The sequence below is a fragment of the Paenibacillus terrae genome, assembly GCF_000943545.1.
Taxonomy (GTDB): domain Bacteria; phylum Bacillota; class Bacilli; order Paenibacillales; family Paenibacillaceae; genus Paenibacillus; species Paenibacillus terrae_A.
Window position 1 is genome coordinate 1 of record NZ_JTHP01000088.1, and the last position, 15,944, is coordinate 15,944.

A 15,944-nucleotide genomic window follows, 5' to 3' on the forward strand; every position below is an offset into this window, starting at 1 on the left:
ACACGACGACTCATTGGCCAGAAGCGCGCCTCATCAGCTCCAGACCGTTGAGCTTCGGCATCCGGATATCACTGATGACGATATCCGGATCTTTCTCCAGCAGAAGAGTCCAACCATGCTCACCATCGCCTGCGGTGCCCACAACCTCAATATTGTGATCCGACCATGGAATGGTCGCGGATATCCCTTTTACAACGGCTTGAATATCATCCATAACACACATCGTCAAGTGATCCATTCTGACCTCCTACATAAACGGGATTGTGATGGTAACGGTCGTCTCGATGTCTGGAATACTCCTGAACGTAATGGAAGCCGACTCCCCGTAATGCAGACTGAGCCTGCTCCGGAGATTGGACAGCGCATAACCCTTGCGGTGGACATCATGCTCGTACACAGCCTTTTCCATCTGACCGGCATCCATTCCGCAGCCGTTGTCGGTCACTTGTAACAGCAGGAACTCGCCTTGGCGGTACACTTTGATGAAGATATTGCCAAGAGCAGCCTTGTCTCGAAACCCATGCAGGATGGAGTTCTCCACCAGTGGCTGAAGTAGTATTTTCAACATTGGAATGGAAAGATATGATAGATTTTCAACATGGATCGAATACGTAAATAGGTCCTCATAGCATTTTTGCTGCAATTGCAAATATTGCTCGACATGCTTAATTTCCTGTTTCAAGGTAGTGATATCGTTCCCGTTGTTCAGTCCTAGCCGGAACAATAGCGACAAGGAGACAATCATCTCACTAACATCTTTTTTCTCGCCGCTTTCGCTTTTCCAAAAAATAGTATTCAACGTGTTATACAAAAAATGAGGGTCCACCTGCGCCTGAAGCGCCTTGACCTCGGATTTGCGCTTGTCCTGCTCCGAAGTCCGCACCTCCTGAATCAGCAACTGAATCTGATCCAGCATCCGGTTAAATGTATGGCCAACACTGCTCACCTCATCCTCATACCTGCTGTTGAACCGTACATCCAGATCATTGTATTCCACCTTAGCCATCAGGCTCTGTAGTTTATGAAGCGGTTTCAATAAAGCGGAGGCCAGCAGGTTGGACAAGATAAGCGCGAGCACAATGCAGAACAGCATAATCCAGATGATCAGCCAGCGGATCTTCTTCAACGGATACAGTAGATCGGCCTTGGACTGGATGCTGACCATCACCCAATCCTCATTCATGGACAGTGTGTTGTAATTGACCAGCAATTCCTCTCCCTGGGCATTCGTATAATTGAAATCACCTTCTCCTCCCCTGCTGAAATGGTCGATAAACTCCCGTCCTGTATTAAAATCATACTGCCGGTCTTCGGGCTGGATCACCATCGTTCCATCCTTTTGTAGCAAAAAAAGCTGAACCTGATTATTCATCAGATCCTGCTCCAGAATGGCCCGCATAGCTTGCTCTCTCATGTTCACAACCATATATACATTCGGAATATAATGATTGTCCAGCACAGTCGGCTTTAGCAGCAACGACAGCACATTGCCTTTCCACTGAAACAGCTCGTTGCGATGGGTCACGATCCACAGGGTATTCCAGCCTATCTGCTTTGTATAGGTTCCATATTCTTCCGAAAAGTGCTTCGTCCGGTCGGGAAAATCTTTGGTGGAGAAGAAATCGCCGATTGGCGTGCTCAGATAAGCTGTATCAATCAGCGGCTCTACCAGCTTCAACTGGGCAAACGAAGTCTGCAACAAGGACAGATTCTGATAATAATTGAAAGCATTATTGCTGCGCACATCCTTCATCACCTGGTTGAACGTTTCATTCAGCATAAAGGAATAAGACGAAACTACAATATGCCTGAGATGTTCATCCATCACCTGCACTGATTTTTTTAAAATTCCCTGCTTAAGCTGCAAGGCATTGCGCTCGATGCTTCGAGCGGCAAAGAGATAAGAGCAGATCCCCGTCACGCTTATGCACAATATGGCCAGGAAAATAAATAGCAGTTGAATTCTCTTTTTCAGAGAAAGCTTGTAGAAACTGAGTCTCATTGGCCATCACTCCTTGAAGCCCATTGTATCAACAGAACCCAAGTTACTCTACCCCTTGACAGCACCAGCGGTAACTTGCATAAACGATTTACTGGCGAACACATAGACCACCAGAAGCGGCAGAATGGACAGGCAGGCGCCAGCCATCATCAGTTGAACCTCCGCGGCAGCTCCGATACCGTACCGAAGATTAGCCAATCCTACTGGGAGCGTCTGCAATTCCGGATTACTCATCGTAAACACAAGCGGCAAAATATACTCATTCCATGAGCCCTGGAAGGCTGAGAGCCCGGCAACGGCAAGCGCAGGCCGCAGCAACGGGAGCACAATCCGCCAATACACCGAATAAAAGTTGCAGCCGTCAATCATCGCTGCCTCGTCAAGATCCTTGGGAATACCTCTGAAGAATCCAATCAGCATGAAATAACAGGTGGCATGTGTGCTGACCAGTATAATGATGATGCCCCACAGCGTCTTGTTCAGACCGAGCATGACCATCAAGTCAAATTGCGGACGCAGCACTACAGCCCCGATCGAGATAAACAAGGTGGATGCCATGAGCAGAGAGTACGCCTTTTTGCCGATAAAATGTACCCGGTTCACTGCATAGGCGGACATGGACGCGACCAGCAGAGTACCGATTGTCGTAGCCACGCTTACAAAAATGCTGTTCAGGGTAAAGCGGGAGAAATGGGCGTTTTTCCAGGCCTGAACATAGTTGGAAAAGTGCCAGCTTTGTGGCCAGATGGTTGCACTGCTGGTCAGCTCCTGATTCGTCTTGAACGAGCCGAGTACCACGATGACAATCGGGAATATCGCTAGAATGGCCGTCGTGAGCAGGAACACCCAGAGCACTGTCTTGCCAGTCCAGCGCACCAGCTTCGGGGATAAGGTATGGTTGGTATGAGTAGGATTCATTCTGTTCTCCTCCTGCCTGCTTCTAGTAAATATCATTCAGCTTCTTGGAAATACGGAAGTAGATGAACGTAACTCCCCCTACAAGCAACGCTGTAGTGAAGCCGACGGCACTGCCGTAACCCAATTGCTGGAGCGACTGGCTTTCAGCCGACACCGGAAACAGCAACTTGAACAGATACAGATACATCACCTCTGTTTTTCCATAAGGACCACCTTCGGTCAGCACCATGATGCTCTCATAGCCCTTGAGGGAGATGGTAATGGCCAGCATGATGATCATCTGCATAACAGGTCCCAGCATCGGAATCGTCACATACTTAAGCTTCTGGAACTCATTAGCACCGTCAAGCGAAGCCGCTTCGTAAAGGTCGTTGGGAATGCCTTGAAGACCAGCGAGGAACAGTAGCATGTAGTTGCCCACAGCGCCCCAGATGGCGATGATAATGGTGGTCAGCATGGCTTGATCGGCACCAAGCCAGTTAATCGGGGCAGAGACAAGATGATACTTGAGCAGCAGTTGGTTCAAAATTCCGTTGTAGGAGTTGAAGATAATAAAAAAGACGATCGCCATCACCGAGGCGCTGAAAATCGTGGGCACATAATAAATCGCCCGCAGCAAGGAACGTCCCTTTAACTTGCGATTCAAAATAATAGCCAAAACCAGAGACATTGGAATGGTGATGAACAGCTTGCCGAGAGCGTAAATCCCGGTATTTCCCACGGAGGACCAGAATTGCTGGTCTCGCAGAACTCGCGCAAAATTATCAAGGCCAATAAAAACAGGCGTCCCGAAGCCCTGATAATCATAGAACATATAGCGGAGCGCCCAAAGCAGAGGATAGATGCCAAACACAAGGGTCAGAAACAAACTCGGGAATACAAACACATAGGCGTGTACTTTTTTCAGTTTCATAAAATGCCCCCCTAGAATCTTTAATCTGATTATAGAGGGAACGAAAAACAGGACGGGATAGGGAAATCAACTTTTCAAAGGGGAGAATGTTACTTTAGCCGGATCATCTCCCAGATGTAGCCCTGTGAGACGTGCCAAAAACAGCCCCTCTTTTACTTCAAAGAGAGACTGTTAGGCTGACCCTATTCGATTAACCAATCTACTCCGATGCAGCTCTCAGCTTTTGATGATCCTGTCCCCACTGATTCATTAAATCCAGCAATGGAATCAGGCTGATCCCTTCATCATGAAAACTTAACTCATGCTGCGTCCTAGCTGCTCGACCTTGCCCAGCCAATCGTTGCGCTGTTGATCTGTTTTCTTATTCATGAGATCAATCGCAGTAGAATGCACCGGTTTGACACCGCATAGATGCAGCGTGGAATCCTTCATCATCCGATGCCCGGGCTGTCCCTGGAAAAATCGGTAATACCAGTGCGGGCCGTCCATCGTTGTGATGAGGCGGGCCGTTCTGCCTTTTAAGAGCTTGTCAGGCAACGGCTTTCCTTTTTGATACTTAAACGCAAATCCTGGCATAAAAGTACGATCAATGAAACCCTTCATTAATGCAGGCAAGCTCCCCCACCAGATCGGAAAAACGAAAACCAGGTGCTCTGCCCATTTAATGGATTCCTGAGCCATGATCAAATCCGGCTCCAGCGGCAATTTATTGCGATAACCACCGAGTAAATTAGGATTAAAGTCCAACGCAGACAACTGCAATAAACGCACCTCTGCCCCTGCAGCTTCCGCTCCTTTTACATAAGATTGAGCCAGCGCTTCTCCATAACTGCCAGCGACCGGATTTCCTTGAATAACCAATATCTTTTTAGACATTCGAGCCACTTCCTACTCTCATATTTTATTTTTTAGTTAGAAAACACTAACTTTATATTTAAAAAGAAAAGGTCACTACTGACCTTGACTTAATAAAGCGGTTAAACGTTCCTTGACTTCCGTTGCAAACGGAATAAGCTGCTGGGGCAATTCACCCTCCAGACTGGACACGGACAAGCGTGTAATGGCTCCAATAATGAGCACACCGGATAGCTGGGCATCCTGCTTGGGCAGTTCTCCGTGCCGAATCCCCTGCTCAATAAATTCGACTAACGCCTCTAGCGGCTGCCGGACATTCGAGCTTTGGCTGGCCTCTACATACAGCTCATGATGCTGTGATAACAGAAGCAGACCATACTGGTCTTCATCGTGCATCACAAGCACCTCGTCCACCAGTTGATGAAAACGGCTAATAAAGCTCCCGCTCTGCTTGCGATAGAAGTCAATCAACGTAGTGTAGCTGTTGCAATACTGCCCGAATACTTCCAAGGCCATCGCATCTTTACTCTTAAAATGCTTATAAATCGCGGCATCCGTCACACCGGCAGCCTCCCCGATTTCTTTGACAGAAATGCCGTCGATGCCTTTGGTTGCAAATAAGCGCATAGCTGCTTGCATAATATCCTTCTTCTTGCTATCTACATGTGTTTTCTTGTTCATAAGCATATAGTAAGTGATAACTAACTAAATTGCAAATGATATTTATGCAAGGCGAAAAAGGATAACTATCGTCTTGTTTTATTAATATAAAAATGGATATGTAACCAAATAAAAATGGACGTTCTAAACCGTGTGCGGTTACCCCGCAGGGGAAAGATTCGGGTAGCCTCGGCTTATGGAGCGACGAGCATATTGGCCCGCTGCAAAAAGTCGTACAAGCCATCCATGATCAAGACTCCAAAGCTGGCCTCCAGCTCTGGCACGCCGGGCGCAAAGGCTCATTGCCTCAGGAAACAACTGTATCTGCCTCTGGTTTGCCTCACCGCGAACGGGCGACCCATGCACTGTCCATTGAAGAAATTCACAACCTTGTGCTTGCCTTCAATGAAGCCGCCAAGCGGGCTTCGCATGGTGTGGAGCGGCCCATTGTTTGTACGGATTTCCGCTGACGAATATAGCCCACTGGGCAATGGATTACAGGATTCCATTCAATATACTCACTATATGAAAGCACAAGGTGTAGATTTGATCGATGTCAGCACCTGCGGTGTATTGCCGGACGTGCCGAGCGTGTATCCGGGCTATCAAGTGCCATACTCGGAGGCCATTCGTCAGGCTGCTGATATTTCGACTGCTGCCGTAGGACGCACTGTATCACGCACTATATCGCGCCCTAAATTGAACGATTTCCACAATAATGGGTGTATCGGAGTAAATCGTTTCTCCTTCGTCGAGGTGAATCGTCACTGAAGAAGGCGTTAGGCTATACGAAGTGCTTTCTTGTATCATTCCGTTAATATACAAATTGGCATAGCTGTTGCTTCCGACATTAAACAGTTGAAAAGCTTCCTGCATTCCATCAACAGAGAATTGATCCACCCTAATCGTGACCGAAGATTGAATATCCTCGGGGGTAAAATAAAAATACCGTTTAGCGGTAGGGACAATTTCAATATCCGTAATGTCGACCGCCGGGCCAGAAGGACCTGTTGCGCCCGATATTCCCTGTGCTCCTGCTGAGCCGGGTAGGCCATTCGCTCCTGCTAGACCCTGAAGACCTTGTGCACCTGGCGGACCTTGCACGCCTAGCGAGCCCGCTACGCCTTGCCCTCCTGCCGAGCCGGATTTGCCCTGCTGCCCTACCGGACCCGGTATACCTTGCTTTCCCGTCAAGCTCAATCTTCTGCGTCGTTTGGCAGGAATGTTGCAATGCCGCCGATGCATGATTAGCTTTGGATGCTTTTTGGAATGTAGCCCCTTCTTTCTTCTACGCCTGAATTTAAAACTTGTTATACATTTCTTACGTCTGATGAATCTACAAAGTGCGGTTAGCTTTCCATGCCTCCTTAGTGAGGAGTTGCGTTTGCCCATACCAGCCGTTTACACCTCCTTTTCTCATCTCTATGATATTGTATGCACATCATCCTGTTGGGTTTTAGGCATTTGCAACAGGCAGCTATCAGGAAATCGCTTTCATCCATTTTTGCAGAAAATAGGGCTTCCTTTATCCATCCTAATTATTAACATAAAGGTTAATATGCCGTTTCCGAATCTGCTTCAAACTCATTTATTGATTATGAACCAGAGAATGGTTCACACCAGGAAAGAAAGGAGATAAAAAATATGCCAATAATAAAACCTGTTTTTACAGCGGTTGCTACAGCTCCAGTCGCAAGCGGCGGTGTCATAACAACTACTATTGCTCCAACCATGACTCGTTTCTTTGCTGCGATTGTAGCTGGGGATATCGGAGCAACAGAGACAACGATTCTTGCAGGAGAATTCACAGATGACGCTGGAGCTGCGATCACTGCTTTTCCAGCAGTAACGACTGCCGATACTCTCAGTGTGTATATTAACGGGGTACTTCAGCAAAGTTCCTTATCCACCCTTACAACTGCAAGTCTGGTCCTTGACACAATAGACGTATCAGTGGGTGTTCCAGTTACCGTGGAATTGGTAAATTTCGGTTCTACCACCACCACTATAACAACTCAGCCTACCATTTCTGCTCCTACCGTCACTATTACTTCTTGAGAACGTTTCAAAATCTTAAATTAAAGATAGACGGAATATGAATGAGGCTGCATACTGCTCATATAGATCTTAAAAGACCGATCACAGATATTCATGTCTGTAATCGGCCTTTCCTTGTTTATGATCATGTCATGATCGGATTCATGTTACTGGAAATCGAATGATTAAGGCAAAATAGCAAAGGAACGTACCGGAAATCCGGGGGAATCCTGAATGCTCGGAACGATATTATAAATAACAGCACCCGTCGCGGGCACCTTGTCCAAATTCGTCAGCACCTCAACCTGATAACGATCCTGTTCCAATATGTAATATTCCCCTACCAGCTTGCCTGCTTTGCGATAGGCCACGGAGGAATCGGTATCCAGCGTTTCATGTCCGATCGCAGCCACATTCCGTTCTTCCAACAAAAAGCGCAGCGCTTCCAGCGACCAGCCCGGGCTGTGTGCGTCTCCGGCTGCATCCTTGTTCGAAAAAGCTTCCGAATCAGGCCAACGCTTGCTCCAATCACTGCGAAAGGCTACAAAAGCTTGATCGACAATTCGTCCATGCTCCTTCTCAAAGTCTACAATATCCGCAACCGTAAGCTCATAGTCGGGATTAGCGGCGACAGCTCCTGAACGATCGATAACGACCAGTGGCAGAACCAGTTCCTTCAAGGAAAGCTCATGTAAATAACGTTTGCCCTTCACAAAATGAACTGGCGCGTCAATATGAGTACCATACTGACCCGGAAAGCGGTATTGCTTCACAAAAAAACCATCGTCATGGGTAAACAGCGTGTCTACCTGAACATCATCGAATACCGGGAAATGAGGAATTTCAGGATAAAAGGCGTGGGACAAATCCACCCACTCTTTTTGCTTCAATAACTTCAAGATATCTGCTAAATGCTCTGCCATGATGCCCATTCCTCCTCAGCTATGTTACAAGGATTGTACCTGAGGATTTTGCGAAAATCCACAAAGTGACTTGTAATCAGAAATATATAGATCAGAATGGTGCTATTCATCTATATATTTCAGCTTGGAGCGGCGGTTATGAGCAACAGGACTGCCCACGCAGCCAGACAAAATCTGCGATAAAATGAGCAGTTTCTTAACATTTGATATTCCTCCTCTTGGATTGAAATCGTTAACATTTTCAGCTAATCCATGCTCACCTCCATTTGTTTAGTGTAAGACCTATTGCTAGTGTTGTTGTAATTATATAAAATTTGAAATATTTACTAATTTGAATTATAGCATGAAGTTTGTTGGCTTCCCAGTATTTTTCCACGGAAAGTGAGGATTCCGAATACGGAAAATAATGATTTTTCGAGTAAAAAATACAAAAACAATTCCATATATTCATATATACAATTCCCATCCCATGTGATTGTTAACGTTTTCATTAGTATAAACTCGCTATGAATGGAAAAAAATAGGGGTGTATTGTGTTATGTAAAATTTTCGACAAATATTTTAGTATGTAACTTTTATTATATTAACAAATACTGGAACACGAAGTATGATAGAAAAGTAGAAACCATAGGAGCACCCGGGACTCCCTTCGTTCGTCTACTCCACTAACCCCATATACGGAGGTAACTTTATGAAAAAGAGATTTTCACTCGGCATTGCAGCAGCTCTGCTGTTCACTACCCTTGCTCCTCTTGGCACACCCGCTCATGCGGCAGGCGATATTGGTAAGGAGGTGCTCGGCAGCAAGAACGGATGGGCAGCCTTTTCTACAGGCACGACAGGCGGATCTGCAGCTACAGCTTCCAATATTTTCACCGTAACAAATCGCAAACTACTTGTGGATGCCTTAGGTAAAAGCAGTAATACAACTCCTAAAATCATTTATGTCAAAGGCACAATCAATGCCAATGTCGATGACAATAACAAGCCGTTAGGATTGAATGATTACAAGGACACTAAATATGATTTTGATGCATATCTTAAAGCGTATGACCCGTCCACATGGGGTAAAAAGCTTCCGTCTGGCACATTGGAAAAGGCACGTGAGGCCTCACAAAAAAATCAGGCCAGTCGTGTCGTCATTGATATTCCGTCCAATACAACGATTGTTGGTCTGGGTAGCGATGCCGTCATTAACGGCGCAAACTTCCAACTGAAGAAAGGGACAGACAACGTCATTATCCGTAATATTGAATTCCAGGATGCCTACGATTATTTCCCTCAGTGGGACCCAACTGACGGTAGTACAGGCAACTGGAATTCGGAATATGACACCATTACAATTAACGGCGCCACACATGTATGGGTAGACCACAATTCCTTCAATGATGGATCTCGCCCCGATAGCCAAAACGGCACCTTTTACGGTCAAGAATATCAGCATCATGATGGACTTCTCGATGTGATTAACCAAGGCGATTTGGTTACTGCTTCTTACAATCACTTTTACGATCATGATAAAACGTCAATTATTGGAAATAGCGACAGCAAAACAGCAGATGAAGGGGCTTTACGTGTAACCCTGCATCACAATTATTATGAAAACACGGTACAACGCACACCACGCGTGCGGTATGGACAAGTCCATCTGTACAACAATTACTATACAGGTGATGTAAAACGCTCCGAATATCCTTCGCTGTATATATGGGGCGCAGGCAAATTCTCCAAAATTTTTGCCGAAAACAATGTTATCGACGTTGCAGGTTTGTCCGCAGCTAAAATCATAACTGTCTTTGGAGGCACCGCCCTGTCCGACACAGGCACTCTCCTGAATGGACAAGCCGTAAATGCAGGCTCCAGCGCGGGTCTTAGCTCTTCTGTAGGCTGGAAACCATCGCTGAACGATAAGATTTCTCCATCCGCCAGCGTGAAGGCAGAAGTCACTTCCCAAGCCGGTTCCGGCAAGCTGTAAAAAACTGCCCCGCTAGCTCCAATAGCCACAGGCTCCCACAACCTGGGGCTTCACACCAAAAAGGCTGCTCCCACCGTAGATTCTTCCACGGAGAGAACAGCCCTTCTTTTATTTTGACTCGGTTTATTTACAAACTACATTACACATTAACCGCCGTATTGTTCTACCAAAACGGGCTTTTCAAATGCATTATCCAGCTTGCGAAGCTTGGCCTTTACCGCTTCTGGCGGCTCAACCGCAGGCGCATCCGGATGCAGTAACCATGATTTCACAAAATGCGTATCGGATAATTGAAAGAGTGGAGGCTCTTTCTCAAAGTCAATCTTCATCGCATAAGCACTGCGGGCTGCAAAAGCATCCCCTACAGGCGGATGAAGCAAATCAGGAGGGGTACCCGGAATCGCTGCCAGCTTCTGACCGTGGCTGTCCAAACTTGGCATGGAAGCGAGAAGTCCCCATGTATATGGATGTTTTGGGTTATAGAAAACTTCATTAACTGTACCCGTTTCCACGATTTGTCCGGCATACATAACAGCAACACGATCCGCCATCTTCGCTACAACGCCAAGATCATGGGTAATAAAGATGATGGAAGTGTCGATCTTCTTTTGAAGGTCCTTCATCAGCTCCAAAATTTGAGCTTGAATCGTTACATCCAGTGCAGTCGTCGGCTCATCGGCAATCAGGAGCTTCGGATTGGCAGCCAATGCCATCGCGATAACGACACGTTGACGCATACCACCACTGAACTCATGCGGATACTGGTTAAAACGCTGCTCCGGATGTGGAATACCTACCAGATTAAGCAGCTCAATACCACGTTTATGAGCAGCATCCCTGGATATTTTTTCATGCTTGAAAAGCACTTCCGTGATTTGCTTGCCGACTTTCATCGTCGGGTTAAGCGAGGTCATCGGGTCCTGAGAAATCAGTCCGATTTCCTTACCGCGAATTTTCTGCATCTGCTTTTCCGTTTTATTAATCAGCTCTTGTCCGTCAAAAATAATTTGACCCTTTTGATAAATACCGGGAGGGGTCGGAATCAGCTTCATCACAGCCTGTGAAGTTACACTTTTGCCTGAGCCGGATTCGCCCACGATCGCCAGCGTCTCTCCTTTATTGACATGAAAGTTTACGCCACGAATGGCCTGCACTAGTCCCTGGCGGGTCTTGAAAGATATCGTTAAGTCCTTCACTTCCAAAAGGCGGTTCATCTCATCACTCTTTCATTTATTATTAACCACTATTATTGACCACTATCTAAAAAAACGACGTTCAAGAGTCAAGGTATATACGATTAATTTTACTCAGTTTAGTACCCGCCAGTCAAGCTATATCTGCAATAATACCTAAAACCTGTCATCTTGTGTTATATTAACGGAATGTTTATCCAGAAAAACGATCATTTTTAACCATTTTTTGCACTCATTTATAACATGCGTTGAATATAGCTGAACCGTGCTCCACCCAATGGCGAGCGTGTGCAGATCAGTTCTCCGTTCAGCCGGGAGGCAATTTGGCGGCAAATAGCTAATCCCAGACCTGTAACACCGTTCGAGCCGGTATAGAATCGTCCAAACACCTCAGCCGCCTCTTCTTCGGTTAAACCTTCTCCGTCGTCATCCACATGGATTATCCATACGACCTCCGGTGTCGTTCCCGCCTCCAAATGGATGACAACCTTCGTGGAGGTATGCCGAACCGCATTTTGCAACAAATTCAGCATCATACGGAATAATTGCTCGGCCGGAACAGCCACATGCAGGCCCTCCCCCTCCACGCGAAGCGAGATCGAGCGTTCGGCAGCCACCGGCATCAACAAATGAACAGCGTCCTCTGCCATGCTTCTAAGATCAATCAGAGAGACAGGCCATTCTTCGTTCAACGCCTCCAGCCTCGATAGCTGAAGCAGCTTTTCCACCATGTCAATCAATCGCTGGGACTGCACTTTAATGATACTAAGCCCCTCATCCTGGGATACCACCTGATCCTGAATGGCGTAAACGTAGCCTTGAATGGACATTAACGGTGTCCTTAGCTCGTGAGATACATTTTGCAAAAATTCAATTTGACCGTGGTGATGCTGCTGTATACGGGTAGACATGGAGTGAAAAGTACCGATCAGCTCGCCAATCTCGCTTTTGTCTGCCTGTGGAAAATCACTATCCTGCGGTTGATTCGGTTCATAGTTGCCTACGGCCTCCTTCAGACGTTTGAGTGGGCGCACCAGGCGTGAAACGACCATCAGTCCAATGACGAGAATGACGACAAAGCTCGCGACAATGGATAGCAGCGTGGTTCTCATTAATGGCACATACAGCGCTCTTAAAGAAGACAGCGGTGAATATACAAAAATACGAAAAGGCTGCCCAGGCAGTTCTTCATTTGTAAACAGTATCTTTTTACCTTGGAGCACAGCAACCCCTTCATGTACGATAGCCAGATCATGATCAGACGGATGAACGGATGCAAAAAATCCCTGACGGATTAATAGCAAACTCTCTATCTTCTTGCCCTCCATTCCAGAAACACTGGAGTCGATGATGCGGTTATCCGTGCTTAAAATAAAATAATCGGCAGACAAAAGCATACCTTTGATAACATAGTTAAGCTCAGCGTTATCCAGCCGGTCAAAGCCTCCGTCGCTCATAATATGGACGGCTTTGCGTGCCTGCTCATGAAGCTTGGATTTAGCCTGATTTACAAGAAGGTCGTCGATAAGCCTGATGAACAAAACCACCGTAATACAAACGGTAATGAGCATTGCGATGGATAGAGACAGCAGTATTTTAGCTCTCATCGTACGCATGGCTACTGCTCCTGAACCGTTGCTTTATATCCGAATCCCCAAACGGTATTAATGACGAGCGTAGAGTGGTATTCCGCCAGCTTTTTACGAATCCGTTTGACCAGATCGTCCACGACCCTCACATCACCTATAAAATCATAGCTCCACACCTGCTGAATCAGATGCTCCCTGCCAAAAGGTCTTTCCAAATGATTCGAAAGAAACAACAGCAAATCATATTCACGCGAGGTTAGATTCAGCTCTTGACCGTCCACCGTTACCTTACGAAATTCAGCGAAAATACACAGATTGCCCGCACGACATACATTTCCGACTGCCTCTGCTGCCTCCTTATCGTCCGGTACAGATGTTCCGGCCTTGGTCAGCCTCAGCATGGCTTTGACTCTGCCAACCAGCTCCCGAGGATTGAATGGCTTAGTTAAAAAATCGCTGCATCCCAGCTCCAGCCCGTGAATACGGTCACTTTCTTCCCCGCGAGCGGAGATCATAATAATCGGCATTTCCGTAAATTCACGCAGCTGAGTCAACAGGGAAAGTCCATCAATTCCGGGCATCATGATATCGAGAACGAGACAATCCGGATGGTCGGTACGGATATGCTCTACCAGTGTTTTTCCACTGGAAAAGGAAGTCACCTCGTAGGATTCCTTTTTTAAATATTCAGATATTAATTGCAAAATGAACACGTCATCATCTACTACCACTATTTTTGTCATGACCTTAACCCCTTGCCGTTGTTCTGGATGATTTCATCCTCTCTATAAGCTTAACAGAAGCCTAGCAAAATAGACAAAAGACGGGTATACCGTCCCCGGTCCCGTCTTTTCTTATCATGACTCGCTGCTGTATATGCCAGGCGAGCTGGAAGCGAATTGCGCTCCAACCTTATTTCTTGGTTGTTACCACTTTAGCTGCTTTTGGAGCTGTTTTCACTGCTGTTTTTGGAGCTGTTTTTACCACTGTTTTTGCATGAGTCACTTTTTTAACAGGAGCTTTATGAGCCACTTTTTTAGCTACAACATGGTGTGCACGAGTTTTGTGAGCTGTCGCTTTATGTTTTACTGCATTTTGTCTTTTCACATGATGTTTAACGGTACGATGCTTCGCTTTTACTGCTTTTGCTTTGTGGGCTACTTTTTTGGCAACAGCTTTTTTGGCAGGAGCTTTTTTAGCTGTTGTTGCTTTATGAGCTGTTGCAGCTTTTTTAACAGGTGCTTTCACCACTGGTGTTTTCGTCGCAGGTGCTTTTACTGCTGGTGCTTTGGTAGCCGGGGTCGTAACCGCCGGTGCTTTCGTTGCTGGTGCAGTTGTGGCTGGAGTTGCTGTAGCGGCGAATGCACTGCTTGCTCCTCCCAGTACGCTTACTACGGTCAATAAGGCTGCTGCATTTTTAGTCCATTTTTTCATGATTGTATCACCTCTCCTTTAAAGTATCTTTAGCTTATCAGGAGAATTCGGGATAATTGTGGAACAAATGTGTGAAAAGTATATGAAAAAGCGTGCAGCCCCGTATTCAGAAAATACGTGAGTCTGCACGCTATAAGTTTTACACAATTGAATTCACTAACCGATGGCAATCCAGGAAACAATACCGTAGTTGTGCGCGGTTTCGTTCCATTTGGTTACTACGATCACCGCTCCATTCGGCGTCTGCGATTTCAGCGTCGCATGAAAGAGAGGATGGTTCGTCATCGCTACCAACGTATAGTCCGGGTTCATAAAAGGCTCTGCGAATATAATGGTCACTTCCGTCTCTCCTTCGCTGCCCTTCAAAAGAAACGGCGCTCTGCCAAACTGCTGCAATGCGGACTGATTGGCACAGGTACGAACCGGGGTGATGCTCAGATGCTCCGGCTTCACTGCGTTCAGCTCCAGCTCACGCGAGCCTACGGAGCCTTCCACCAGATGATGCCCTTCAATGCTTTGCTCTGCCAAGTGATGGCTTTGTACCACAGCGGTCTGTAGATGCTCCGATCCTACAGCTTCCGGGCTCAGCACCTCGCTGTCGACGGCCTGAGCTTTCAGATGGCTTCGAGATACACTATCTGCCTGGAGTCTGTCGCCACTGATACCTTCCTCCGGCAAAAGCCCCGAGAGGTGAATATCTGTGGATAGCTGAGCCAGCGTCACCGCCCCTGGCTTCAGGTGATACGTATCAATGACTTCCTCGCCAATGTGTCGGCCTTCAATGGACTCCTCGGCCACATGCCAGGACTGTACCGCTCCATTCACGATCTTGCTGGACGTAACCGCTCCTTCCTGCATTGCGTCTTCCGACACCACCTGCCAGCCTATATGCTGCGGCTGGATGGCACCTGCTTGCAGATGCTCCGACTGGACGGAATCCAAGGCGATATGCCTTGATTGCACCGCGCCTTCAGCCAGCGCCGATTCCTGTACCGACCCATCAGCCAGATGTTGGTGGTGTACCGCTTGCTCCATCAGATGTACGGAGCTTACGCTGGCTTCCGCCAGATTCGAAGCACGCACTGCCCGAAGCGCAAGCTTCTCAGCGTTCACGCTCCCTGCCTGGAGCGCGTGAACGGATACACTTCCCGGCGCAATATGCCGGGTCATCACCGCTGAAGCCTGCAAATGGTCAGAGGTGACGGCTTCCGGGGCCAAATGGCTCGATTGAATCGCTTCTTCTGCCAAATGGTTTCCTTGCACCGCTTCGTCCGTAATGTGCCACGGCTGTACCGAGTGGGCGGACAGCTTGGCGGCCGTCACACTTTCCTCCGCCAGTTTGTCGGACGTAACAGACTCACTTTGCAAAGCATCAGTTGATATCGCCTGTGATGCGATATGCTCGCCTTGAATGGTTCCGATGTGCAGATGGTGCGGCTGGATGG

The 15,944-nt window shown here is 47.1% G+C and carries 16 protein-coding genes; 3 read left to right on the plus strand and 13 right to left on the minus strand.

The window, feature by feature from the left end:
* Nucleotides 1-10: 10 nt before the first annotated feature.
* The 6 genes from QD47_RS26400 to QD47_RS26425 all read right to left on the minus strand — a co-directional run bounded on the left by QD47_RS26400 (nt 11) and on the right by QD47_RS26425 (nt 5,369).
* Nucleotides 11-238, minus strand: coding sequence for a response regulator (locus QD47_RS26400; RefSeq protein WP_044648908.1), 228 nt, complete (start codon nt 236-238; stop codon nt 11-13).
* A gap of 9 nt (nt 239-247) precedes the next feature.
* On the minus strand, nt 248-2,002 hold the full coding sequence (locus QD47_RS26405; protein ID WP_044648909.1) for a sensor histidine kinase: 1,755 nt from the start codon (nt 2,000-2,002) through the stop codon (nt 248-250).
* A 48-nt stretch (nt 2,003-2,050) separates the two neighbouring features.
* Nucleotides 2,051-2,920, minus strand: a complete 870-nt coding sequence (locus QD47_RS26410; protein ID WP_044648910.1) for a carbohydrate ABC transporter permease — start codon at nt 2,918-2,920, stop codon at nt 2,051-2,053.
* 22 nt (nt 2,921-2,942) lie between these two features.
* Nucleotides 2,943-3,833 (minus strand): carbohydrate ABC transporter permease, encoded by an 891-nt coding sequence (locus tag QD47_RS26415; RefSeq protein ID WP_044648911.1) that lies wholly within the window; start codon nt 3,831-3,833, stop codon nt 2,943-2,945.
* A gap of 294 nt (nt 3,834-4,127) precedes the next feature.
* A complete protein-coding gene (locus QD47_RS26420; RefSeq protein ID WP_044648912.1) occupies nt 4,128-4,709 on the minus strand; it encodes an NAD(P)H-dependent oxidoreductase in 582 nt (193 codons plus the stop codon).
* Between the two features lie 75 nt (nt 4,710-4,784).
* On the minus strand, nt 4,785-5,369 hold the full coding sequence (locus tag QD47_RS26425; RefSeq protein WP_044648921.1) for a TetR/AcrR family transcriptional regulator: 585 nt from the start codon (nt 5,367-5,369) through the stop codon (nt 4,785-4,787).
* Nucleotides 5,370-5,560: 191 nt separating this feature from the next.
* On the opposite strand from QD47_RS26425, the gene QD47_RS31215 reads away from it, so the two are divergent.
* Nucleotides 5,561-5,818, plus strand: a complete 258-nt coding sequence (locus QD47_RS31215) for an oxidoreductase (protein ID WP_235332371.1) — start codon at nt 5,561-5,563, stop codon at nt 5,816-5,818.
* Nucleotides 5,819-6,023: 205 nt separating this feature from the next.
* On the opposite strand, the gene QD47_RS26430 is transcribed toward QD47_RS31215, so the two are convergent.
* On the minus strand, nt 6,024-6,542 hold the full coding sequence (locus QD47_RS26430; RefSeq protein WP_200893526.1) for a DUF4183 domain-containing protein: 519 nt from the start codon (nt 6,540-6,542) through the stop codon (nt 6,024-6,026).
* 450 nt (nt 6,543-6,992) lie between these two features.
* On the opposite strand from QD47_RS26430, the gene QD47_RS26435 reads away from it, so the two are divergent.
* Complete coding sequence (locus QD47_RS26435) at nt 6,993-7,406, plus strand: DUF4183 domain-containing protein (protein ID WP_044648914.1); 414 nt, start codon at nt 6,993-6,995, stop codon at nt 7,404-7,406.
* A 164-nt stretch (nt 7,407-7,570) separates the two neighbouring features.
* Here the strand turns inward: QD47_RS26435 and QD47_RS26440 are convergent, their stop codons facing one another.
* Nucleotides 7,571-8,308 carry a cyclase family protein gene (locus tag QD47_RS26440; RefSeq protein ID WP_044648915.1) on the minus strand — a complete coding sequence of 246 codons (738 nt, stop codon included), beginning with the start codon at nt 8,306-8,308 and terminating at the stop codon, nt 7,571-7,573.
* Nucleotides 8,309-8,999: 691 nt separating this feature from the next.
* Here QD47_RS26440 and QD47_RS26445 point away from each other — a divergent pair.
* Nucleotides 9,000-10,283 (plus strand): pectate lyase family protein, encoded by a 1,284-nt coding sequence (locus tag QD47_RS26445; RefSeq protein ID WP_044648916.1) that lies wholly within the window; start codon nt 9,000-9,002, stop codon nt 10,281-10,283.
* A 146-nt stretch (nt 10,284-10,429) separates the two neighbouring features.
* On the opposite strand, the gene QD47_RS26450 is transcribed toward QD47_RS26445, so the two are convergent.
* The 5 genes from QD47_RS26450 to QD47_RS30265 all read right to left on the minus strand — a co-directional run.
* Nucleotides 10,430-11,497 carry an ABC transporter ATP-binding protein gene (locus tag QD47_RS26450; protein ID WP_044648917.1) on the minus strand — a complete coding sequence of 356 codons (1,068 nt, stop codon included), beginning with the start codon at nt 11,495-11,497 and terminating at the stop codon, nt 10,430-10,432.
* 215 nt (nt 11,498-11,712) lie between these two features.
* Entirely contained in the window at nt 11,713-13,092 is a 1,380-nt protein-coding gene (locus QD47_RS26455) for a sensor histidine kinase (RefSeq protein WP_044648918.1), read from the minus strand.
* Nucleotides 13,093-13,094: 2 nt separating this feature from the next.
* Complete coding sequence (locus tag QD47_RS26460) at nt 13,095-13,808, minus strand: response regulator transcription factor (RefSeq protein WP_044648919.1); 714 nt, start codon at nt 13,806-13,808, stop codon at nt 13,095-13,097.
* 169 nt (nt 13,809-13,977) lie between these two features.
* Nucleotides 13,978-14,499, minus strand: a complete 522-nt coding sequence (locus tag QD47_RS26465) for a hypothetical protein (RefSeq protein ID WP_044648920.1) — start codon at nt 14,497-14,499, stop codon at nt 13,978-13,980.
* Nucleotides 14,500-14,655: 156 nt separating this feature from the next.
* On the minus strand, nt 14,656-15,944 hold a 1,289-nt coding region (locus QD47_RS30265), incomplete at its 5' end, for a WIAG-tail domain (RefSeq protein ID WP_152643877.1).